The organism is Sporosarcina sp. JAI121 (assembly GCF_013408665.1).
In the GTDB taxonomy this organism is placed as follows: Bacteria; Bacillota; Bacilli; order Bacillales_A; family Planococcaceae; genus Sporosarcina.
This window is the reverse complement of the sequence record NZ_JACCCL010000004.1, coordinates 72,955-93,842: the sequence shown is the minus strand read 5'-3', so window position 1 is coordinate 93,842 and position 20,888 is coordinate 72,955. Positions and strand designations below refer to the sequence as shown.

At 44.8% G+C, this 20,888-nt stretch carries 19 protein-coding genes; 6 read left to right on the top strand and 13 right to left on the bottom strand.

Annotated features, from left to right (window positions below; genetic code table 11):
• Positions 1-266: 266 nt before the first annotated feature.
• The 10 genes from nikC to mutY form a co-directional block, all read right to left on the bottom strand.
• A complete protein-coding gene (gene nikC / locus HDC33_RS15550) occupies positions 267-1,163 on the bottom strand; it encodes a nickel transporter permease (RefSeq protein WP_179393482.1) in 897 nt (298 codons plus the stop codon).
• A gap of 17 nt (positions 1,164-1,180) precedes the next feature.
• Complete coding sequence (locus tag HDC33_RS15545) at positions 1,181-2,185, bottom strand: ABC transporter permease (protein WP_179393481.1); 1,005 nt, start codon at positions 2,183-2,185, stop codon at positions 1,181-1,183.
• Positions 2,186-2,293: 108 nt separating this feature from the next.
• Positions 2,294-3,913, bottom strand: a complete 1,620-nt coding sequence (locus HDC33_RS15540; protein ID WP_179393480.1) for an ABC transporter substrate-binding protein — start codon at positions 3,911-3,913, stop codon at positions 2,294-2,296.
• Positions 3,910-4,923, bottom strand: a complete 1,014-nt coding sequence (locus HDC33_RS15535) for an ABC transporter ATP-binding protein (protein WP_179393479.1) — start codon at positions 4,921-4,923, stop codon at positions 3,910-3,912. The genes HDC33_RS15540 and HDC33_RS15535 overlap by 4 nt, the downstream gene beginning before the upstream one ends.
• Positions 4,868-5,917 (bottom strand): ABC transporter ATP-binding protein, encoded by a 1,050-nt coding sequence (locus HDC33_RS15530; RefSeq protein ID WP_179393478.1) that lies wholly within the window; start codon positions 5,915-5,917, stop codon positions 4,868-4,870. The genes HDC33_RS15535 and HDC33_RS15530 overlap by 56 nt, the downstream gene beginning before the upstream one ends.
• 150 nt (positions 5,918-6,067) lie before the next feature.
• Positions 6,068-7,819, bottom strand: a complete 1,752-nt coding sequence (locus tag HDC33_RS15525) for an ABC transporter ATP-binding protein (protein WP_255457464.1) — start codon at positions 7,817-7,819, stop codon at positions 6,068-6,070.
• A 52-nt stretch (positions 7,820-7,871) separates the two neighbouring features.
• Positions 7,872-8,417, bottom strand: coding sequence for a nucleoside tri-diphosphate phosphatase (gene ntdP / locus HDC33_RS15520; RefSeq protein ID WP_179393477.1), 546 nt, complete (start codon positions 8,415-8,417; stop codon positions 7,872-7,874).
• Positions 8,418-8,596: 179 nt separating this feature from the next.
• The gene (locus tag HDC33_RS15515; protein WP_179393476.1) at positions 8,597-8,905 is read right to left on the bottom strand and encodes a gamma-type small acid-soluble spore protein; all 309 of its coding nucleotides are present in this window, start codon (positions 8,903-8,905) and stop codon (positions 8,597-8,599) included.
• 64 nt (positions 8,906-8,969) lie between these two features.
• Positions 8,970-9,716, bottom strand: coding sequence for an enoyl-[acyl-carrier-protein] reductase FabL (gene fabL / locus HDC33_RS15510; protein ID WP_179393496.1), 747 nt, complete (start codon positions 9,714-9,716; stop codon positions 8,970-8,972).
• The gene (gene mutY / locus HDC33_RS15505) at positions 9,716-10,780 is read right to left on the bottom strand and encodes an A/G-specific adenine glycosylase (protein ID WP_179393495.1); all 1,065 of its coding nucleotides are present in this window, start codon (positions 10,778-10,780) and stop codon (positions 9,716-9,718) included. Before mutY ends, fabL begins: the two co-directional genes overlap by 1 nt.
• A 119-nt stretch (positions 10,781-10,899) precedes the next feature.
• Here mutY and HDC33_RS15500 point away from each other — a divergent pair, with 119 nt between their 5' ends.
• Positions 10,900-11,883, top strand: coding sequence for a metal-dependent hydrolase (locus HDC33_RS15500; RefSeq protein WP_179393475.1), 984 nt, complete (start codon positions 10,900-10,902; stop codon positions 11,881-11,883).
• A gap of 120 nt (positions 11,884-12,003) precedes the next feature.
• Here the strand turns inward: HDC33_RS15500 and HDC33_RS15495 are convergent, their stop codons facing one another.
• On the bottom strand, positions 12,004-12,336 hold the full coding sequence (locus HDC33_RS15495; protein ID WP_179393474.1) for a YfhH family protein: 333 nt from the start codon (positions 12,334-12,336) through the stop codon (positions 12,004-12,006).
• Positions 12,326-13,138 carry a recombination regulator RecX gene (gene recX / locus HDC33_RS15490; RefSeq protein WP_179393473.1) on the bottom strand — a complete coding sequence of 271 codons (813 nt, stop codon included), beginning with the start codon at positions 13,136-13,138 and terminating at the stop codon, positions 12,326-12,328. The genes HDC33_RS15495 and recX overlap by 11 nt, the downstream gene beginning before the upstream one ends.
• Before the next feature lie 106 nt (positions 13,139-13,244).
• Here recX and HDC33_RS15485 point away from each other — a divergent pair, with 106 nt between their 5' ends.
• Complete coding sequence (locus HDC33_RS15485) at positions 13,245-14,144, top strand: TIGR01777 family oxidoreductase (protein WP_179393472.1); 900 nt, start codon at positions 13,245-13,247, stop codon at positions 14,142-14,144.
• Positions 14,145-14,199: 55 nt separating this feature from the next.
• Entirely contained in the window at positions 14,200-15,003 is an 804-nt protein-coding gene (locus tag HDC33_RS15480; RefSeq protein ID WP_179393471.1) for a polysaccharide deacetylase family protein, read from the top strand.
• 153 nt (positions 15,004-15,156) lie between these two features.
• On the opposite strand, the gene HDC33_RS15475 is transcribed toward HDC33_RS15480, so the two are convergent.
• On the bottom strand, positions 15,157-16,335 hold the full coding sequence (locus tag HDC33_RS15475) for an MFS transporter (RefSeq protein WP_179393470.1): 1,179 nt from the start codon (positions 16,333-16,335) through the stop codon (positions 15,157-15,159).
• Between the two features lie 565 nt (positions 16,336-16,900).
• On the opposite strand from HDC33_RS15475, the gene HDC33_RS15470 reads away from it, so the two are divergent.
• The 3 genes from HDC33_RS15470 to HDC33_RS15460 all read left to right on the top strand — a co-directional run bounded on the left by HDC33_RS15470 (position 16,901) and on the right by HDC33_RS15460 (position 20,881).
• Entirely contained in the window at positions 16,901-17,086 is a 186-nt protein-coding gene (locus tag HDC33_RS15470; RefSeq protein ID WP_370457493.1) for an SE1561 family protein, read from the top strand.
• A 27-nt stretch (positions 17,087-17,113) separates the two neighbouring features.
• Positions 17,114-18,655, top strand: a complete 1,542-nt coding sequence (locus HDC33_RS15465) for a fumarate hydratase (protein ID WP_218843303.1) — start codon at positions 17,114-17,116, stop codon at positions 18,653-18,655.
• A gap of 321 nt (positions 18,656-18,976) precedes the next feature.
• A complete protein-coding gene (locus HDC33_RS15460; RefSeq protein ID WP_179393468.1) occupies positions 18,977-20,881 on the top strand; it encodes a heavy metal translocating P-type ATPase in 1,905 nt (634 codons plus the stop codon).
• The last annotated feature ends 7 nt before the right edge of the window (positions 20,882-20,888 follow it).

Below are 20,888 nucleotides of genomic sequence, written 5' to 3'. Positions count from 1 at the left end.
TATTTCGCTGAAGACGCATTACAATGCGCATTCTTAAACAGACTATCCAGCGTAGGCGCGTCTTAGTGGTAGCCGGAGCGATAAGACTGAAAGTGAGCTTCTTTCTGGCTTATCGCGGGAGGCATCCACAAAGCGCCGAAGCTTATTTAGAAGTTATTTTTTATTTCAATTTATATAGTCAACGCCCTAAATTAAAATCCTATACTTTCTTAACTAAAAAATGTCCCGCAAGCCGATGATTTCAACGGTTTGCGGGACATTTTTTCTTAACTCTTCATCTTAGGATCGAGCGCATCACGCAACCCATCTCCCATTAAATTGAAACCCAGTACGGTAAGCATAATTGCCAGGCCCGGGAAAATCATTGTCCACGGGGCTGAATGAAGGAAGTCTTTTGAATCGGCCAACATTTTCCCCCACTCTGGCATCGGCGCTTGTGCACCAAGTCCTAAAAAACCTAATGCAGCCGCTTCGAGAATTGCCGTAGCAATCGCAAGCGTCCCCTGAACAATAACCGGCGCCATCGAATTGGGCAAAATATGGGAAACTAAAATCCGCGCATCTTTCATACCGATTCCCTTGGCAGCAGTAATATACTCATCTTCTTTAATACTTAACACCTTAGACCGTATAAGCCTACCGAAGTTCGGTACATTGATGACCGCAATCGCAATCAATGCATTCCGCAGATTCGGCCCAAGTACTGAAACAATTGCAATGGCCAATAATATAGAAGGAAATGCAAGCATGATATCGAAAATACGCGAAATGATCGTATCAACCCAGCGTCCATAATAACCCGCAATGATACCCAACGCACTCCCTACGACTACCGATCCGATAACAGAAAAGAATCCAACCCATAAGGAAATACGGGCACCGTATATGATACGCGAAAGAATGTCTCTTCCAAGGTCATCCGTTCCAAGCCAATACTCACTGGAGGGAGGGAGAAGCCGGTCTTTTAACACTTGGTCGTTAATACCTTCTTGTGCAATTAACGGACCGAAAATTGCCAGTAAAATAAAAAATAAAACGATACACATACCAACAACGGCCACTTTACTTTTTTTGAAGCCATTCCAAGCTTCACGCCAAGGTCCAACTGTTTTCTCAACTTTCATTACTGCTATTCCATCGGCTTTAGGTACAAATTCAGACATTTACACTTCCCCCTTCCTCAATCATATTTAATCCTCGGATCTATGAGACCATACAACAAGTCAACAATCAGGTTAATCAATACAAAGAAAAGAGCCACGATTAGAATTGCAGACTGGATGACGGGATAATCCCTGAATCCGATAGCATCGTAAATATAGCGACCCACTCCCGGCCATGCAAAAATCGTTTCTGTCAAAATTGCACCGCCAAGCAGCATTCCCATTTGCAGACCGATAATTGTCAACACCGGGATGATGGCATTTTTGAGCGCATGTTTATAGACAACCCAAAACATCTTCTGTCCTTTCGCACGGGCAGTACGAATATAATCTGAACGCATCACTTCAAGCATACTCGATCGGGTCATCCGGGCAATAATTGCCATCGGAATCGTAGCGAGTGCTAGCCCCGGTAATATTAGGTGGCGGAAGACTTGCCATAATTGATCGAAACGCCCTTGAATAATCGTATCTACTATATAGAGATGGGTTATGGCGTTGACAGGATCACGTACTTGTTCACGCCCCCCTGTCGGCAACCACGGATTTTCTACCGCAAAAACCCATTGCCCCATAAGACCAAGCCAGAAGATAGGCATGGAAACACCGATAAGCGCAAAAATCATCGCCGTATAGTCAAACCATGAATTTTGGAACCATGCCGATATTATTCCAGCATTGACGCCGATAATGATTGCTATGATGATGGCGAAAAGAGCAAGTTCAAATGTAGCCGCCAAATAAGGCCAAATCTCATCCGACACGGGCGCCCTCGTTCTCATCGATTCGCCCAGATCGCCTTTAAATAGATTCCCAAGGTATTTGAAGTATTGAATATACCATGGGTTATCCAGACCAAGTTTTATCGTAAGCGCTTCCACAGACTCCTTAGTCGCCTGTTGTCCAAGAATAATCTGCGCAGGATTACCTGGAATTGCCCGGATAATCATGAATACGAGAAACGTCATTCCGAGTAGGACAGGAATGAGCTGCAGCATTCTTTTCCCAATGTAGCTGAGCATATTTTTTCATCCTCCAACTCTGCAATCAACTTGTATGTACCCATTATTTGATAAAGAAAAGGGAGAAATCCGGTAGACCTCTCCCTTTCAACTATTACATAAACACACTTACTTAAATTCTACGTTCGAAAGCAAATCCGATCCAGTTGGGTGTGGAAGGAAACCTGTTAGATCCTTCGCTCCTCCAAGAAGTGGAGTTGAGTGAGCAAGTGGTACCCAAGGAGCATCTGCATGAATGATTTCCTGTGCTTCTTTATACAGTTCATTCCGTTTATCTTCATCGACTTCCGTTTGTGCTGCGATGAGGATATCGTGGAGTTTATCGTTTTTGTAGTACGTATAGTTATTGCTGCCGATATTATCTTCATCAAGCAAAACGTATAGGAAGTTGTCTGCATCTCCGTTATCCCCGGTCCAGCCGAGCATGAACGCATCTGCATCTCCTTTACTTGCCAATTCCAAGTACGTAGCCCATTCATGTGAAACGATTTTCGCAGTAATTCCTACATCTGCAAGGTTTTTCTGAATGACTTCAGCGACTTTTTTACCATCCGGCATGTATGGACGTGGAACCGGCATTGCCCACAGTTCCATCTCAAAACCATCTTCAAGTCCTGCCGCTTTCAGAAGTTCTTTCGCTTTTTCAGGATTGTATTCGTATCCTTCAATATCTTCGTTATATCCTGAAATGGATGTCGGCATCGGATTTTTTGCGATATCCGCACGTCCTTCGAAGAATGAGTCAATGATTGACTGTTTGTCGATTGCATGGTTAATCGCTTGACGCACTTCCACTTTATCGAATGGAGGGCGTGTTACTGTTAGACCCAAGTAGCCGACGTTCATGGACGGACGTTCAAATAATTGCAGTTTGTCATTGTCTTCTACCGCTTTGCCATCCGATGGATTAATACCATCCGCAAGTTCGATATCACCAGCCATCAATGCATTCAAACGTGCTGAGTTATCAGGAATTGAGCGGAATATGATCTTTTTAAGTTTTGGCAGCCCTTCATCCCAGTAATCATCAAACTTTTCAATAGTAATTGTTTCATTCGGTTTCCATTCGACGAACTTGAATGGACCAGTTCCTACCGGATTTCGTTCGAATTCATCATCGCCTTTTTCAAAAGCAGTCGGGCTTGCAATCGCAAACATGCTCATTGCAATATTTTTAAGGAATGGCGCTTGTGGACGCGTCAATTTTATGATGACTGTGTTATCACCGTCTGCTGTAACCGAATCAATGACATGTCCTTCATCACCTTTGAAACCACCGAACATTGAATTATAGTATGGGAATTTCTCCGCATCTCCATTTGCCCAACGCTCGAAGTTTTTTACTACCGCGTCGGCATTGAAGTCAGTTCCATCATGGAATTTGACGCCTTCACGCAATTTGAATGTATACGTTAAACCATCTTCACTCGGCTCCCACTCAGTTGCAAGTCCAGGATTGATCGTCGTATCCTGCTCACCGAAATTCAGAAGTGTTTCGTAGAGATTGACCGTTACTTTGAATGATTCCCCTTCTGTCACCCTTGATGGGTCAAGTGAAGTCGAATCTCCACCTCGTCCAAATACCAATATATCTTTTACATTTTCTCCATCTGCAGTCTTTCCGCCTTCTGTCTTGCCGTCGCCAGTATCTGACGAACAAGCCGCAAGAGCAGTCGAAAGAATGAGTAGCAACAGTAACGCAAATGAACCTAACTTCTTTTTACTCATAAGGACCCCTCCATCTGTTTTATATCATTGTCCACCTGATCACTATAAAGATGACAGGCGACAGAATGACCCGAATCTTGCTCAACAAGTTGTGGAGCAAACTTTGTACAAATATCCATCTTATGCGGACAACGCGTATGGAACGTGCAACCGCTAGGAGGATTTGCGGGATTAGGAATATCCCCCGCTAGAAGAATCTGCTCTTTCTGATAATCCGGATCTGGAACCGGAACTGCGGATAACAGCGCCTGCGTATATGGATGAAGCGGCTTCGCGTAAAGTTGCTCACTTGCAGCCATTTCAACCATCCTCCCAAGATACATGACTCCGACGCGATCACTTATATGACGGACGACCCCTAAATCATGGGCGATGAAAATATAGGTGAGGTTAAATTCCTTCTGCAAGTCTTGCATCAAGTTTAACACTTGCGACTGAATAGACACATCAAGGGCCGAAACTGGCTCGTCGGCGATTATCAATTTCGGATTCGTCATCAATGCACGGGCAATGCCGATGCGCTGGCGCTGTCCTCCACTGAACTGATGCGGATACCGTTTTGCATGGTAGGCACTCAGCCCGACTATTTCCAGGAATTCACGCACTTTCTTTTTTCGTTCTTTCGGATTATCAATACCATGCACAATTAGCGGTTCTTCCAAAATCTTTTCTATTGTATGACGTGGATTCAACGATGCATATGGATCTTGGAATACCATTTGGATATCCCGTCTTGTCTTGCGCATTTCATCGGAAGTTAATGACGTCAAGTCTTTTCCGTCGAATACCACTTTCCCTTCGGTCGGTTCAAGAAGACGCATGAGCATACGCCCCGTCGTTGATTTGCCGCATCCCGATTCTCCTACGATACCGAGTGTTTCACCTTCATTGACATAAAACGAAACGTCGTCAACTGCCTTGACATGCCCGACTGTCCTTCCAAGCATCCCTTTTTTAACCGGGAAATATTTCTTCAATCCCTCTACTTCCAGCAAGGGCTTTGTTGTCATGCATTCCCACCCCTTCTCCGTCATATAGGAAGCATCTGGTCCGATGAGCGTCCGATGTTTCATATAGTTCAGGGTTTTCTTTTAGACAACGGTCAAATGCGAACTCGCACCTCGTTGCAAATCTGCATCCCTGCAGAACCGAACCGGGTTTCGGCACGTTCCCAGGGATGGAATAGAGCCGCTCCTTCTTGTAGCGCATGTCAGGAACCGATTGAATCAATCCTTTAGTATACGGGTGTTGCGGGTCTTCAAAAATCATCTTAACCGAGGCCTCTTCAATGATTTGACCGGCATACATAACAATGACACGTTCACAGGTTTCTGCAACGACACCCAAATCATGTGTAATGAGGAGAACAGCCGTATTCAATCTTGTGTTCAAATCCCGCATCAATTTCAAAATCTGGGCTTGAATTGTTACATCTAAAGCAGTGGTCGGTTCGTCTGCAATGAGTACCTTCGGGTCACATACGAGCGCCATCGCTATCATTACACGTTGCCGCATCCCCCCGGACAATTGGTGTGGATAGTCTCTCATCATTTCTTCCGCGCGCGGCAATCCGACGAGTTTCAACATTTCAATCGCCCGGGCAGCCGCCTTTTTCTTAGACAAACTTTTTACATGGATAAGTACCGCTTCTGTCATCTGATTACCGATTGAAAACAAAGGATTCAATGAAGTCATCGGTTCTTGGAAAATCATTGCAATGTCATTTCCCCGAATATGCCGCATCTGCGTTTCTGTCATCGTCAGTAAATCTTTATCTTCAAATAGTATTTCTCCCCCAACAACTTTCCCGGGAGGTTTTGGTACAAGACCCATGATTGATAAAGAAGTTACACTTTTCCCGCAACCGGACTCTCCGACAATACCTAGGACTTCGCCTTCCTTCAAGTGAAAATCGATATGATCTACAGCCGGTATTTCCCCTGAATCGGTAAAAAAGGTCGTCTGCAAATCTTTTACTTGGAGAACAGTCTTTCTTTCATCCATCGAATCACCTTTTTCTGAATTATAAAGCTAATCATTATTATACAATTGTTCTAGGTAAAGGCAATACTATTTTCATAGAATGCACTATTAAGAAAGGCATGCTTCAGAAAATATAACCTTTCTGCGGCATGCCTTCTCTATTTTCATGTATTAATCTCCCAACATTTGTACCTGGAACAATCCGTAATAAATTCCCTGCAGCGCCATCAATTCCTCATGATTTCCCATCTCTTTGAGTTCTCCGGCGTCAATGACGAGAATTTTATCGGCATGTGTAATCGTCGACAAACGGTGTGCCACGATTAATGTAGTTCTTTCATGTGCAAGCCTATCAAGTGATTCCTGAATGAGCGCTTCACTCTCAAGGTCAAGCGCGGATGTCGCCTCGTCCAAAATGAGAAGCGGAGGATTTTTCAAAAAGACACGCGCAATCGCAATCCTTTGCTTCTGACCACCGGAAAGTTTCACACCGCGCTCCCCGACTTTTGTATCATAACCGAGTGGCAGTGTTTCGATGAATTCATGTGCATTCGCGGCTTTCGCGGCGGCAATCACTTCTTCATCAGTTGCTTCCGATTTCCCCATCAATATATTGCTTTTTACAGAGTCACTGAACAATATAGTATCCTGCAAAACAATTCCGATCTGATCGCGCAGTGATTTAATAGTAACATCGCGCAAATCATGTCCATCAACCCGGACAGCACCGCCCGAGACATCATGGAACCTTGGAATCAGCCCGATAATCGTCGATTTCCCTCCACCGCTCATACCGACGAATGCGACTGTTTCACCTGGGTTGACTGTGAAATCAATACCGTTTAATACCTTTTCTCCATCCTCTTCATAAGTGAAGCTCACATTATCAAACTCGATTTCACCTTCAATCGGAGGGAGTTCCTTTGCACCCGGTTTGTTCGTAATATCATACTCCTGCTCCATCAAATCGAAGACCCGGTCCATGGATGCGAATGATTGCGTTAGGGTTGTCGATGCATTGACCAACCTTCGAAGCGGATTATAAACCCGGTCGATGTACGCGATGAAGGCAACCATCGTTCCAACGGACAAATCATGATTGATGACCTGATACCCTGCGTATGCAAGAACAAGAAGCGGTGCAATATCGGTGATCGTATTGACGACCGCAAATGCTTTCGCATTCCACCTTGTGTGATCTAGTGCTTTATCCAGGAAATTGCCGTTCGTCTTATTAAAACGTTCCTGTTCGACCTCTTCAAGGGCGAAACTTTTAATGACACTTACGCCGGCAACGCGTTCATGCAGGTAGCTTTGCACATCGGCCAGCGCTTGAGATCGTTTCCCTGTCAGTTCACGTAATTTCCCGAAAAAATGCTTTACACTGTACGCATAAAACGGGAATGCGAGAAGCGTAACAAGTGTGAGTGGCACATCCATTGTCAGCATGATGATGACCGCAATGATAATGGTCGCGAGGTCGAGCCAAATATTCATCAGCCCAATCATAACGAAGTTCTTCGTTTGCTCGACGTCGTTTATGACCCGTGAAATAATTTCGCCTGCCCGTGTGTTTGAATAGTAGCTAAGGCTCAATTTTTGTAGATGCGAATACAATTCCTTTCGGATATCATACAGAATCTTATTGCTCACATACTGGGCATAATATTGCCGGTAATATTCAACCGGCGGCCTGATGATGATGAACACAAGAACCGTACCGCCTAGCCAATAAAATAATTGCCGTGTCATCTCCGCCGCAGTAAGCGTCTCCGATCCGATGATTTCATCAATAACGATTTTCATCAACAGCGGCAGGAATAAAGGAATTGCAAATTTCACGATACCGATAAGTATCGTCAGTATGATGTACCAATTATACGGTTTAACGAACTTCATATAGCGCCTTATAATGTCACCCATCCATACACCTCCTACAGAAAAAGCCTGCCGCAAAGAGTCGCGATCAGGCTTTTCACTTACTTTTTTTCACCTGCTTGTGGAACTCGTACCTGGAAGTCCAAACTTCAATGAAGTCTGGAGCGAATGGACCCCTGCGTTGTTTGATCCACCCCAATAAAGTATCCAAATTCTTCTGGAGTATCTGGTCAATGACATCGGGATAACCCATCTGTTTCCTGTGATCGGCATATTCATCCTCGTCAAGAATCATATAGCTCATGTCGGGGAACACTTTCACATCAAGATCATAATCGATGTACTTCAACGATTTGTTATCGTACACGAACGGCGAGCTCATATTGATGTAGTAATAAACGCCATCTTCTCGTAACATGCAAATGATATTGAACCAATGCTCAGCGTGGAAATAGCAAATGGAAGGTTCACGCGTCAACCATGTGCGTCCATCCGATTCTGTAACAAGTGTCCGTTCATTTGCACCGATGACAATATTACGGGTACCTTTCAACACTACGGTTTCCTGCCAAACGCGATGGATCTTACCATTATGTTTATAACTATGTACTTGTATCGTTTCCCCTTCTGTAGCAATCGCCATAACTAAACCCACCTTTTGGTTGCCGGAAAATTTCGAAGCCATTATTATTTCATCATTATACCAACAGAACGGCATTATTTGAAACCTTTCAACTTCCATTTCCATTCAAGGCACCATTTATCTGCATAAAAAAACCGGCAGAAGCGCAAGGCTCCTGCCGGCCGGTGGTATCCATCCACTTACTTTGAACCGTTTTCGAACTGATTCGCGCGCTGTCCAGAAGCATTACTTTTGTTTGCTTCGGATTGTTGGTTTTGTCTCCGAACTTGATTTACATCAGTTTCGGAAGCAAACTCCTCAGTCATCGCATTCATGTTTTGTTTTTGGTTTTGCATTTTTTGCATTGATTGTTGGTTTTGTTTCCGAACCTGATTTACATCAGTTTCAGAACCAAACTCCGCAGCCATCGCATTTTGTTGTTGTTGTGACGCTTGGTTTTGTTTTCGTACTTGATTCACATCAGTTTGATTCGGTTTGTTGTTGGTCAATGGATTTTCACCTCCGTGCTAACTATGATATCCACGGTGGCATTATTTATACACTTGGTAGTTTTTACAACAAAATCGAGCGTCCTCCATCTACGATGATCGTCTGTCCCCGGATCATATCCGAATCGTCCGAAATGAGGAACATAGCTGTTTTCACCATATCATCAATTTCAACCATCCGGCCCGCAGGCGTGTTTTTACGCGCATCTTCCAGCAGTTCTTCCCGGTTAGGGAAATGCTTCAGCGCATCCGTATCGATCGCGCCGCCTGAAACCGTATTAACAGCAATACCTTTTGGTGCCAGCTCGACTGCAAGATAACGTGTAATGGACTCCATCGCCGCCTTCGAAACGCCGACTGTCGTGTAATTTTCAAGATAACGGATTGAACCGAGCGAACTGATGCCGATGATTTTCCCACCCTTATCCATCAATTTTGCAGCTTCCTGCGCTCCGAACAGCATCCCTTTTGCATTGATGTTCATCGTCCAGTCCCAGTGCGATTCTTCCAGTTCCATGATGGGACGCAAAACGCCCGATGCGGCATTCGATACGAATACGTCCAGCCGTCCGAATTCCTCTTTCACTTGTTCAAACATCGTCCGAAGCTTTGCAACATCCCCGACATTTGCGCGGATCATGATTGCCTTTCTGCCTAAAGCTTCAATCTCTTTCACAGTTTCTTCTGCCGCAGATCGGCTTCTTGCATAGTTTACGACGATATCATAGCCTCTTTTTGCAAGTTCAATTGCAAGCGCTTTTCCTAATCCCCGGGAACTTCCCGTCACCATTGCCACTTTATTTTGAGCCATCATTTTGTTCCTCCTCGTTTAATTTCATCCCAAATTTTTAATACCGGGACAGGTTTCGGCAGTGCTTCCACTTCATCTTCCGTGAAAAAACGGTAGCCTTCAGGAATTGGAGCCGCCTTTTCGATTCGTGCTCCGAAGCTTTTCATCTCCCAGGTCAAATGGGAAAAGATATGTTTGAAGGATAGTATATCAACTGTTTCCTTCAGTTCGATACCGAAATGTTGAAGGGCCATATCCTGAGGTGATTCAACACCCACCCGCTCCACCATCGGGAACTCCCATAAGCCTGCAAGCAGACCTTTTGCCGGACGTTGCCTCAGCAGCCATTCTTCTTGTGCATTCCTGATTGCAAACGACGCAACCGGTATAATTTCCATTTTTGTTTTCTTCGTTTTAACTGGCAGTTCTTCTTGTCTGCCTTCTTGGAAAGCTAAACAGAAATCCATGACCGGGCAAAGAAGACATCTCGGTTTCGGTGTACAAATTGTCGCCCCAAGCTCCATCAGTCCTTGGTTGAATGAAGAAGGATCTTCTTTATCAATTAAATCCATGATAACCGTTTCAAATATCTTTTTTGTACGCGGAATCGCGATGTCATCTTCTATAAGTAGGAGTCTGGAAACGACACGCATGACATTCCCATCCACTGCATGCTCGGGAACGCCGTAGGCAATACTGAGGACCGCTCCTGCAGTATACGGACCCACTCCTTTTAACGTAGAGATTTCAGTCCGATTCGCCGGCACTTCTCCGCCGTAATTTGACATTACTTCCCTTACACCCGCTTGTAGATTTCTTGCGCGCGAATAATAACCGAGCCCTTCCCACATTTTCAACAGATCATTTTCATCCGCATTTGCAAGTGCTTCCATAGTCGGAAAGTTTTCGATGAAGCGTTCATAATAAGGAATGACCGTTTCGACTCTTGTTTGTTGTAGCATCACTTCGGAAACCCAAATGTAATATGGATTCGACGTTCTCCGCCATGGTAAATCTCTTTTTTCGCGACGATACCAGGAAAGAAGTGATTCGCGGAATTCGTCTTTCTTCGCTATTATTTGCATCATTTCCTCCTTATCGCATATGCTTATCTTTCAGTATAAAAGGGTATTGATATGTATGTGACTTTCTAGAAAGCTTATCCACTGCTTGGTACGGATGTCCAGGCAAAAGGAGTGATCATTTGGATACTGGAACGCATATAGTCATGGGTGTGGCACTCGGCGGTCTCGCACTGGCGGATCCCGTCGTTGTGGCTGAAAGTACGACAATGAGCGCCGTCGTTGCGGGCGTTATTGTCGGCTCGCTAATCCCGGATGTCGATACCGTCTTGAAACTTAGAAATAACGCGGTCTATATACGACATCACAGGGGAATTACACATTCTATTCCCGCGGTATTATTGTGGCCGCTTGTTATTACCATATTATTAACACTTATTGTGCCCGGTGCCAGCTTCCTGCATGTATGGGCATGGACATTTTTAGCCGTTTTCCTGCATGTTTTCGTCGATATTTTCAACTCGTACGGCACACAGGCATTGCGGCCATTTTCAAAGAAGTGGGTCGCTATAGGGGTTATCAACACATTCGATCCCATAATTTTCATATTACATGCCATCGCTCTTATCGTTTGGGCTATGGGTGCAAATCCTGTTTATACGATAGTGACGACCTATGCAGTAATTTTCGTTTATTATTTACTGCGTTTCGCGCTTAAAGCAGCGGTGAAAAAAGCAGTGTTCCGAACGGTTCCCGATGCGCAGGAAGTTATTATTACACCGACGATGCGCTTTTTCCAATGGAAAGTGGCCGCTACTTCGGAGAAATGTCATTACGTGGGGCGCGCTTACGGGAGGTCCGTGAACATTTACGACCGGTTCGACCGTGAGCCGATGCCGAAGTCCCCTCAAGTGGATGTAGCAATGAGTGATAAGAACATTGAAGCATTCACTTCATTTTCACCCATCTATAGATGGACCATCACATACATCGGTGACATATGCGAAGTGCGCCTCATAGACCTTCGTTACCGAAGTAAAGGCTATTATCCATTTGTCGCAGTGGCGCATATCGATCAGAATCTCAACATCGTCAATTCCTACACGGGATGGATTTTTTCCGAGGATAAGTTGCATAAGAAACTTAACTTCGTCCCGAACTCCTAAGAAAAGCGGTAGGCGTTGTCTAGCCCCGAGGGGTTGGATAACTAGAAAAGAGTACGACCTAGTAGATAGAGTCGACATGAAGGCTATGGACAGTAAGTGTTGCCCATAGCCTTTTTTCTATCATTTACCCTCTTTCACCGATTTCAGCATTGCAATCGGCAATGCCTCATCAGCACGCTCTCCGCCTAATCGATAGCCCCAAGCAAAACGCCCTTTCAAGTAATCGACTTGAAAAAACATGCCTTCGTCTCCTTCAATTCTGTATATTTCACCCGGGACAATCGTTTTCGGATCGATCAGATACGATTGCGCCATAACCACTTTTCTTTGATAAACCGCATATTCATTAATGATGCCAAGCTGTTCGGCTTTGCGAGCTTTTTCGCGAAGTCTTCCTATTTCCGTACGCAGTTCATGCTCTGTCATTTCGCTGTACTTTTTTTCAATCTCCATCTTCTACATTCTCCTTCTTCTCGATGAACGTATCGATTCGTTCAAACGGGATTCCTTTTTGATACATTGCCTGTTTCACCTTATCATTCAAGTCTCGACCGCTGAATTTCGAGCTGAACCGGCGCCATGCCTTTTCTCCTATCGATTCGGTGATAGCCGTCCATTCATCTTCCTCCCGATCGAAGTTAACATTGGCAAGCGCTTGTTTGATCAGGTCAAAAGAATAACCTTTTCGCAGCAATGCATTCTGGATTTTTTGTTTTAATTGGGCAGGGACCGCGGAGCGATTTGCATTTGCGATCTTCTCCGCAAGTTTCGTTGCAATTTCAAGCTGTTCATCTTCCGAATAAGATTCAAGCACCTTCGTTTGCAATTCTTTCCCTATTCCTTTTTTCTGCATTTCTTGCTGGATTGCCTTCGGACCTTTGTTTGAGGAATTTTTGCGCGTTTGAAGAAGCGCTTCCGAAAATGTTTCATCATTTAAAAATCCAAGGTTTTTCAACTTCACAAGTGCTTCAAGTACAATCGCTTCCCCGTAGCCCGATTCCAAAAGTTTCTGCTTCACTTCAAACTCACTTCGCATCCGAAAACCGAGATAGTGAAGTGCGCGGTTGAATGCTTTCCGGATTTCGTCTTCATAGACCATCTCGTCTATTGACCAGTCTTCCAGCGTCATTCCTTTCGTCAGACCGAATTTGACGAGGACCGTTTCATGGACGCTGTATGCATATTTTTCATCCAGGAAAATATTGTATCGTTCGATATCTTTTTTCTGTTGTGTTATTTTCGTTATTACAGGCATCTTTAGCACGCCTCCCTGCTATCTATTAGTATACATGTTCCATCCTAATGCTTCAGCATTATTGGTTTCATTTCGGGGTATAGAATCATAATGGGGGTGTTGTAAAATGAAAGTCGTCATAGCCGGAGGTTCCGGATTTGTCGGAAAGAGAGTAACTGATATCTTATTGGATGAAGGACATGAAATTATCATTTTATCAAGGAAAGACAGGAAAGAAGAGGGGAACGTCAAGTTCGTGAAATGGCTTCAAATAGGTTCCAATCCCGAGCATGAAATCGGTTCAGCGGATGCCTTTGTCAATCTTGCCGGTGTATCCATCAATGATGGGCGCTGGACTGCCGAACATCGAAAACAAATTTATGACAGCAGGATGGATGCGACCGATGAATTGTTGCGAATCATCTTTGCTTTGAAAACAAAACCATCCGTACTCGTCAATGCCAGTGCCATCGGTATTTATCCTGCATCGGAAGACACTGTCTATACGGAACAATCCAATGAATTTGCGGACGATTTTCTCGGGCAGACTGTTTCAGACTGGGAAAAGAAAGCGTCGTCAGTGGAGTCAGCTGGTATACGGACAGTTTTCATGAGATTCGGTGTCGTGCTTGGGACAGATGGCGGGGCATTACCGCTCATGGTTCTGCCATACAAATTATTTGCAGGCGGCACAGTCGGCTCTGGCAATCAATGGGTATCCTGGGTGCATGTAGCTGATATTGCACGTGCAATCGCATTTGTAATCAGCAATAAGGATGTAAACGGACCTGTAAACGCCACATCACCATTTCCAAAACGCATGAAATATTTCGGGAAAACAATCGGTTCAGTGCTGAACAGACCCCACTGGATTCCCGTCCCTTCATTTGCAATGAAAGCAGTGCTTGGGCGTAAAAGCGCACTCGTTTTGGAGGGTCAGCATGTCTTACCCATAAAGTTACAAGACAACGACTTTGAATTTACATTTCCTACACTTGAATCTGCACTGACTGACCTATACAAATAAGAGGTATAAATAAACGATATCTACGCACGCTACCAAAAAGAGAGGTGCGTACTATATGATAAAACAGCATGGTGTCGGTATCCTACTGGCAGTTTTCATCGTCGTGGCGGGCATTGTTTTCAATCCATTTTCAGCTGTAGCCGAGGAATTCCATTGGGGGTTCAAAAAAGCGACTGGGGGCGTCCCGCCTAGTGCCGGCGCTGCACTCGACTCAATGCTCGATAAACATGGAGCGATATATAAAGGTAAGCCCGATGAAAAAATCGCCTATTTGACATTCGATAATGGATATGAAAACGGCTATACAGAAACTATTTTAGACACATTGAAAAAAGAAGAAGCCCCGGCAACATTCTTCCTTACGGGACATTATGTAAAAAGTGCCTTGCCCCTTGTCAAACGAATGATTGCGGAGGGACATGGAATCGGCAACCATTCCTATGATCACCCCAATATGGCGAATCTATCCGAACAGGGGATGGAAGAGGAATGGACAAAATTCGATAAGCTGCTAAAAGAATCGACCGGACTGGAGCGGACGTATTATACAAGACCTCCTAAAGGTGTATTCAACGACAAGGTTCTCGCCAAAGGCAACGAACTCGGATACAGGCATATTTTCTGGTCCGTCGCCTTCATCGACTGGTATGCCGACAAGCCTAGAGGGAGAGATTTCGCATACGGAGAACTGATGAACCAGCTTCATCCGGGCGCCGTCATTTTAATGCATACGGTGTCTCCGGATAATGCGCAGGCCCTGCCTTCATTTATCCAAGATGCCAAGAAAGCGGGCTATTCATTCCGAACACTCGATGATCTTGTGATGGAATACGAAAACATCAACTCGATATTGAGGTAAAAGCAAAAGCGGAAGCGCCTTGGTCAGGGCCGACTTATAATCCGAGGGCCGGGGCGCTAGCGTCTAGACGATAAAATTCCACTCTTTAAAATATTCATGGTACTTTTTTATAGTTTCCAAATGAACAAAAGCGTCCACATGATGGACGCTTTTTTATGCTGCAGACGGACGCTGTTTCATCTTCCCGACGAAGGACACGACGAACAGCACCGCTAAAAAGAGTGAAATCAGCAGCAGGAAACTGAATCCCACATCAAACTCCAGAAATAGGCCGCCCAGGAATGGCCCTGTCAAACTGCCAAAACTGAAAAAGATGCCGCATAATAAATTCCCCGTCGGCAACAGTTGCTTCGGCGTCAAATCGGACATGTACGAAATACCGAGCGAAAAAATCGATCCGGCGAAAAGTCCGGCTATGAAAAACATGGATATAACAGCAGTTGTAGATGTCTCTACAGTACTTGCGATAAAAAACGATATGGCCCCTCCACCAAGCGCGATGAGAAAGACCGGACTTCTGCCGATTTTGTCTGACAACATGCCTAATGGCAATTGCGAAATGATTCCCCCCACAGAAAACGAAGCTAATATAATCGATATCGATGTTAATTCGACTCCGTTTCTGAGCGCATACACCGGATACATTGCGTTTAGTGAAGACTCCAGAAATCCGTATCCGAACGGACCTAAGAATGCGAGCCACGCAACAGCCATCGTTCCTTTAAACCGTGCGAAGAAGCGGCCTTCAGCTGCCTTCCCTTTTATGACGTCCGGAAAATCATTTTTCACCATGAAGACGAGTGACCACGCCAACATGCAAAGGACACCCGACACAATGAACGGCAGACCTTCAAACACATGGACGAGCGGAGCAACCAACGGCCCCGCGGCAAATCCGGCTCCGAATGATAATCCGTAAATCGCGATATTGCGTCCTAATGTATGTTGCGGTGAAAAACTCGTAATCCACGTTTGTGTCGAAAAGTGGAGTGCATGATCCCCGATACCAATAATCAGCCTTAGAATATACCAAAATACGATACTTTTCCATAATGGAAACAGCAGCAATGATACAAAAACCAGCATGCCTCCCCCAATGATGACCGGCTTATAGCCGAAACGCCTGAGCGGTGCCTCCATGAACGGTGAAACAAGTAATGTTCCTATGTATAAACCCGTGGCATTCAAGCCATTCATTGCACTTGAAATACCATCCTTCTCGAAAATAGCTGAAATAAGCGGCAACAGCATGCCCTGTGAAAATCCCGAAATTGATACGATAATGACAAGTATCCAAAATCGTCTTTTCTCCACTTGTGAAAATGTGTCCATGTTTCTACCGCCCCCAACATTAAAGGTCCTTTATTGATTTTAGCATAATTGGTTGTTAAAAATCATAAAGGCCCATCCATATCTGATTGTCAGATTACGGTTGGGCCTTTACGTATGAATTGATCCATCACTTTCCATTTCCATCTGCATAATCGTATTCGTCTCCCGGCATCGCGCCATCGGACACTTACGAATCCCCTCCTTCTAATTAGCTTTCACTTCTTTACAGTATACGTGTGCACCAAAACTTCCGCACTTCCATAAGCCAGGTTTACCGCTGCTCAAGACTTTCCGTTCGGGACTTCACCCCCACTTCTTTAACATCGGGTATACGAATCCTATATTGCGAAGTCTTCTGTTTATGATGTGCGCATCCAACCTCCTATACTTTCTTTCTCTTCAACCTTGCCGACAGCCTCCCTTTCGTTTGATTAAATAAATCATATCATATTGTTAAAGTGTTGTAAACATTCAATTAGGCTTAATTTTCAATTAACCGAGAAGGCCTAGCTTGCTTTATTGATAAATTGCGTTTTTTCGTATACGATTACAGTAATGAAAAGAGGTGTACGGATTGGAAAAAGCACAAAATAAAGGGCCTGTCGAAGGATTGAAAACACGGCTTCATCAATTCCTCGAAACGCTCGATACGATTGAACCGGAAACGGCAGACCTTCAAGAAATCGATCAGCTGATCAGCATGCTCGACGACCTTGAGGAACAGATGGAAAAAATCAAATCAGACAAATAATAATTGTAACATAGGGGGAAGCCGGGAATGTACATAGAACAAATAGAAAAGAGCATGTATGATCTCATTTGCGAAACGTCAACAAATCTGCCAAAAGACGTGCGCCGGAAAATCCGTGCCGCTAAAGAACTGGAAGACGCTGGAACTCGTGCCGCGATGAGTCTAGACACCATTGCGAAAAATATCAATATGGCTGACGAGAAAATGTCACCGATTTGCCAGGACACCGGAATGCCGACATTCAAGATCAAAACACCAGTCGGAGTAAATCAGATTGAAATCAAAGCAGCCATAAAGCGCGCTATTATAAAAGCTACCAAAGATACCAAACTCCGTCCGAACTCCGTCGATTCACTGACAGGAGACAATAGCGGCGATAACCTCGGTACAGGCGTTCCGGTCATTAAGTTCGAACAATGGGAACAAGATCATATCGAAGTGAAACTTATTTTAAAAGGCGGCGGCTGTGAAAACAAAAATATTCAATATAGCCTCCCTGCCGAACTTGAAGGTCTGGGACGTGCGGGTCGCGACCTCGACGGCATCCGTAAATGTATTTTACATTCCGTTCACCAAGCGCAAGGACAAGGTTGTTCAGCAGGTTTCATCGGTGTTGGAATCGGCGGAGACCGCGCTTCGGGTTACGAACTTGCAAAAGACCAGCTTTTCCGCGATGTGGACGATTTGAACCCTGATTCAAAACTTGCGGAACTTGAACAGTATGTGATGCAAACAGCAAACCAGCTTGGCATCGGAACAATGGGCTTCGGCGGCGAAGTCACTCTTCTCGGCTGTAAAATTGGTGTAATGCACCGTATCCCCGCAAGCTTCTATGTTTCCGTTGCGTATAATTGCTGGGCATACCGCCGGATGGCTGTTGATATCGACGCCGCGTCCGGGGAAATTCAAAACTGGCATTACAATGATGGCGATAAAATTGACTTCTCGCAAGAAGACAGCGGTAAAGAAGATGTGAAGCAATCTGCACGCACTGTCGAACTTACTGCTCCGATTTCCGAAGAACAAATTCGTGATTTGAACGTCGGCGACGTCGTCAAAATCAGTGGAATGATGTACACTGGCCGCGACGCAATCCACAAGTACCTATCCGAAAACGACTCCCCTATCGACCTAGACGGACAAATCATTTATCATTGCGGGCCCGTCGTGCTCAAGAATGACGATGGTAGTTATGAAATCAAAGCTGCGGGACCGACGACATCCATTCGCGAAGAACCCTATCAAGGGGACATCATGAAGAAATTCGGTATTCGGGCGGTCATAGGAAAAGGCGGTATGGGGCCTAAAACGCTTGCAGCACTTGAAGAGCATGGCGGCGTCTATTTGAACGCAATCGGCGGTGCAGCACAGTATTATGCCGACTGTATCAAAGCTGTCGAAGGTGTTGATCTCCTTCAGTTCGGTATCCCTGAAGCAATGTGGCATCTTCGCGTGAAAGACTTTACCGCTGTCGTTACAATGGATTCACACGGTAATAGCCTGCATGCTGATGTCGACAAGTCATCTCTTGAAAAACTATCAGAGTTCAAGGAGAAAGTATTCAGCTGAATGAATAAGGTACTGTATACCGACATGGATTTCGGTGTACAGTGCTTTTTTTATTGTAAATTATCAATCTGAAGTGCGGAACGAACCGTAAGACAGCATGTAAAACCGTTAGACAAACCACCCTCCCTCCATTTTCCACTTTTGAAATCAAAGTATTATCTCTCTTTCACCAAACATGGTATACTACTAACAATAATAATTCCTATTTTATAATTACTATTAATTAAACTTTTTAGTCGGTTCCCTTCCACAGGAATCGACTTTCGTGTTTTAAGCAAGTTTTTGAAATTGACTATCATTCTCAATTAGGAGGTAACTGATATGACAATTCTCGTTGAACGCCAGCCACAGAAATCTCTGGGTTGGACAATGCACCTAGAACTGACCGCTGCCATCCTTTCCGGTGTACTCATCCTCGCAGCTTGGTTGACTGGCATACATGGGGTAGAATCGCTTTCTGTCCCTCTGTATATTATCGCTTTTTTAATCGGCGGCTTCACTAAGGCCAAAGAAGGAATCGAAGAAACGATTAAAGATAAAGAACTGAATGTGGAAATGCTGATGGTATTCGCCGCGATCGGTTCCGCAGTAATCGGGTACTGGGCGGAAGGCGCAATCCTCATTTTCATTTTTGCAATCAGTGGTGCGCTCGAAACGTACACGTTGAATAAAAGCCACAAGGAAATTTCAGCACTTATGGAGCTTCAGCCCGAAGAAGCGTGGCTCATCCAAGAAGACGGCACGGACATCAAAGTGCCTACTGCCTCATTGAAGGTGGGGGCGATCCTTCTCGTAAAGCCTGGTGAACGTATTCCTGTCGACGGCAACATCACTTACGGCACGTCCTCCATCGATTTGGCCGCCATAAACGGAGAATCGATTCCTGTTACAAAAGAAGCGGGCGACGAACTATTCGCCGGTACAGTCAATTTGAGCGGCGCCATTCAGATGAAAATGACAAAACCGAGTTCCGAAACACTTTTCCAAAAAATCATTACGCTAGTCCAAAGTGCACAAAGTGAGAAATCACCTTCGCAACAATTTATCGAAAGGTTCGAAGGGACTTATGTAAAAGTTGTTATCATCACGGTATTGGTTATGATGATTCTGCCGCATTTTCTGTTTGGATGGGAATGGAAGATTACATTCTACCGCGCAATTGTCCTGCTTGTCGTCGCCTCCCCGTGCGCACTTGTCGCATCTATCATGCCGGCGACACTTGCCGGGGTTTCCAATGGCGCTAGAAAGGGAATTTTGTTCAAAGGTGGTGTCCACCTCGAACACCTTGGATCGCTCAGAGCGATTGCATTCGACAAAACAGGTACATTAACAAATGGCAAACCTATCGTTACAGACTTCCATGTACGTGAAGGCGCAAATGAAACTGAAATGCTGGCGGTTCTTGCAAGTATCGAATCTCAATCGAATCACCCGCTCGCTGTAGCGATTACCAATTATGCGATTGAAAAAGGAATAACTTTAGAGCGTAATCTTCAGATTGAAGACATACCAGGTCACGGAATCCGAGCAATTGTGGATGAACAGGAACTGCTCATAGGCAACCCTCGTTTTGTCGGAATAGAATTGGCGAGTGAATTTCAGCAAGGCGTTGCCCTATCCCTTGCGGATCAAGGTAAAACAGTTATCTTTATGAGAGATGACATGGGGATTATTGCAGCCGTTGCGCTAAGCGATACTTTGCGACCCGAAGCTGTCGAGGCAATCCGTCAATTAAAACAAGCGGGTATTTTAACAGTAATGCTGACGGGTGATAACGAAAAAACTGCTGCAGCTATCGCGAAAGAAGCGGGTTTAGATTCATACGTCGCGGAATGCCTGCCTAAAATGAAAGTCGAGCATTTGAAACGCCTACTCCTGGACCATAAAAATGTAGGAATGGTTGGCGACGGGATCAATGATGCACCTGCACTCGCCACTGCTACTTCGGGTATTGCCATGGGTGAAGGAACAGATGTCGCACTCGAAACTGCGGATATCGTCCTGATGCAAAATGACTTGAGACGCATCTCTTACGCAATCAAACTATCCCGTAAAATGCAACGGATTGTGAAACAGAACGTTTTCTTCGCCATTTCAGTCATCCTGGCACTGATTGTTTCAAATTTCCTGCAAGTTGTCGATCTGCCGCTCGGCGTTATCGGCCATGAAGGTAGTACCATCCTTGTCATCCTGAACGGTCTTAGAATGCTGAATCATATGGGATAGATGATTC

Bases quoted from the DNA above. Each gene is read 5' to 3' on its own strand.
- nikC (WP_179393482.1), bottom strand. From the start codon at position 1,163: ATGTCTGAATTTGTACCTAAAGCCGATGGAATAGCAGTAATGAAAGTT.
- HDC33_RS15545 (WP_179393481.1), bottom strand. From the start codon at position 2,185: ATGCTCAGCTACATTGGGAAAAGAATGCTGCAGCTCATTCCTGTCCTA.
- HDC33_RS15540 (WP_179393480.1), bottom strand. From the start codon at position 3,913: ATGAGTAAAAAGAAGTTAGGTTCATTTGCGTTACTGTTGCTACTCATT.
- HDC33_RS15535 (WP_179393479.1), bottom strand. From the start codon at position 4,923: ATGACAACAAAGCCCTTGCTGGAAGTAGAGGGATTGAAGAAATATTTC.
- HDC33_RS15530 (WP_179393478.1), bottom strand. From the start codon at position 5,917: ATGGATGAAAGAAAGACTGTTCTCCAAGTAAAAGATTTGCAGACGACC.
- HDC33_RS15525 (WP_255457464.1), bottom strand. From the start codon at position 7,819: ATGGGTGACATTATAAGGCGCTATATGAAGTTCGTTAAACCGTATAAT.
- ntdP (WP_179393477.1), bottom strand. From the start codon at position 8,417: ATGGCGATTGCTACAGAAGGGGAAACGATACAAGTACATAGTTATAAA.
- fabL (WP_179393496.1), bottom strand. From the start codon at position 9,716: ATGGCTCAAAATAAAGTGGCAATGGTGACGGGAAGTTCCCGGGGATTA.
- mutY (WP_179393495.1), bottom strand. From the start codon at position 10,780: ATGCAAATAATAGCGAAGAAAGACGAATTCCGCGAATCACTTCTTTCC.
- HDC33_RS15495 (WP_179393474.1), bottom strand. From the start codon at position 12,336: ATGGAGATTGAAAAAAAGTACAGCGAAATGACAGAGCATGAACTGCGT.
- recX (WP_179393473.1), bottom strand. From the start codon at position 13,138: ATGCCTGTAATAACGAAAATAACACAACAGAAAAAAGATATCGAACGA.
- HDC33_RS15485 (WP_179393472.1), top strand. From the start codon at position 13,245: ATGAAAGTCGTCATAGCCGGAGGTTCCGGATTTGTCGGAAAGAGAGTA.
- HDC33_RS15480 (WP_179393471.1), top strand. From the start codon at position 14,200: ATGATAAAACAGCATGGTGTCGGTATCCTACTGGCAGTTTTCATCGTC.
- HDC33_RS15475 (WP_179393470.1), bottom strand. From the start codon at position 16,335: ATGGACACATTTTCACAAGTGGAGAAAAGACGATTTTGGATACTTGTC.
- HDC33_RS15465 (WP_218843303.1), top strand. From the start codon at position 17,114: ATGTACATAGAACAAATAGAAAAGAGCATGTATGATCTCATTTGCGAA.
- HDC33_RS15460 (WP_179393468.1), top strand. From the start codon at position 18,977: ATGACAATTCTCGTTGAACGCCAGCCACAGAAATCTCTGGGTTGGACA.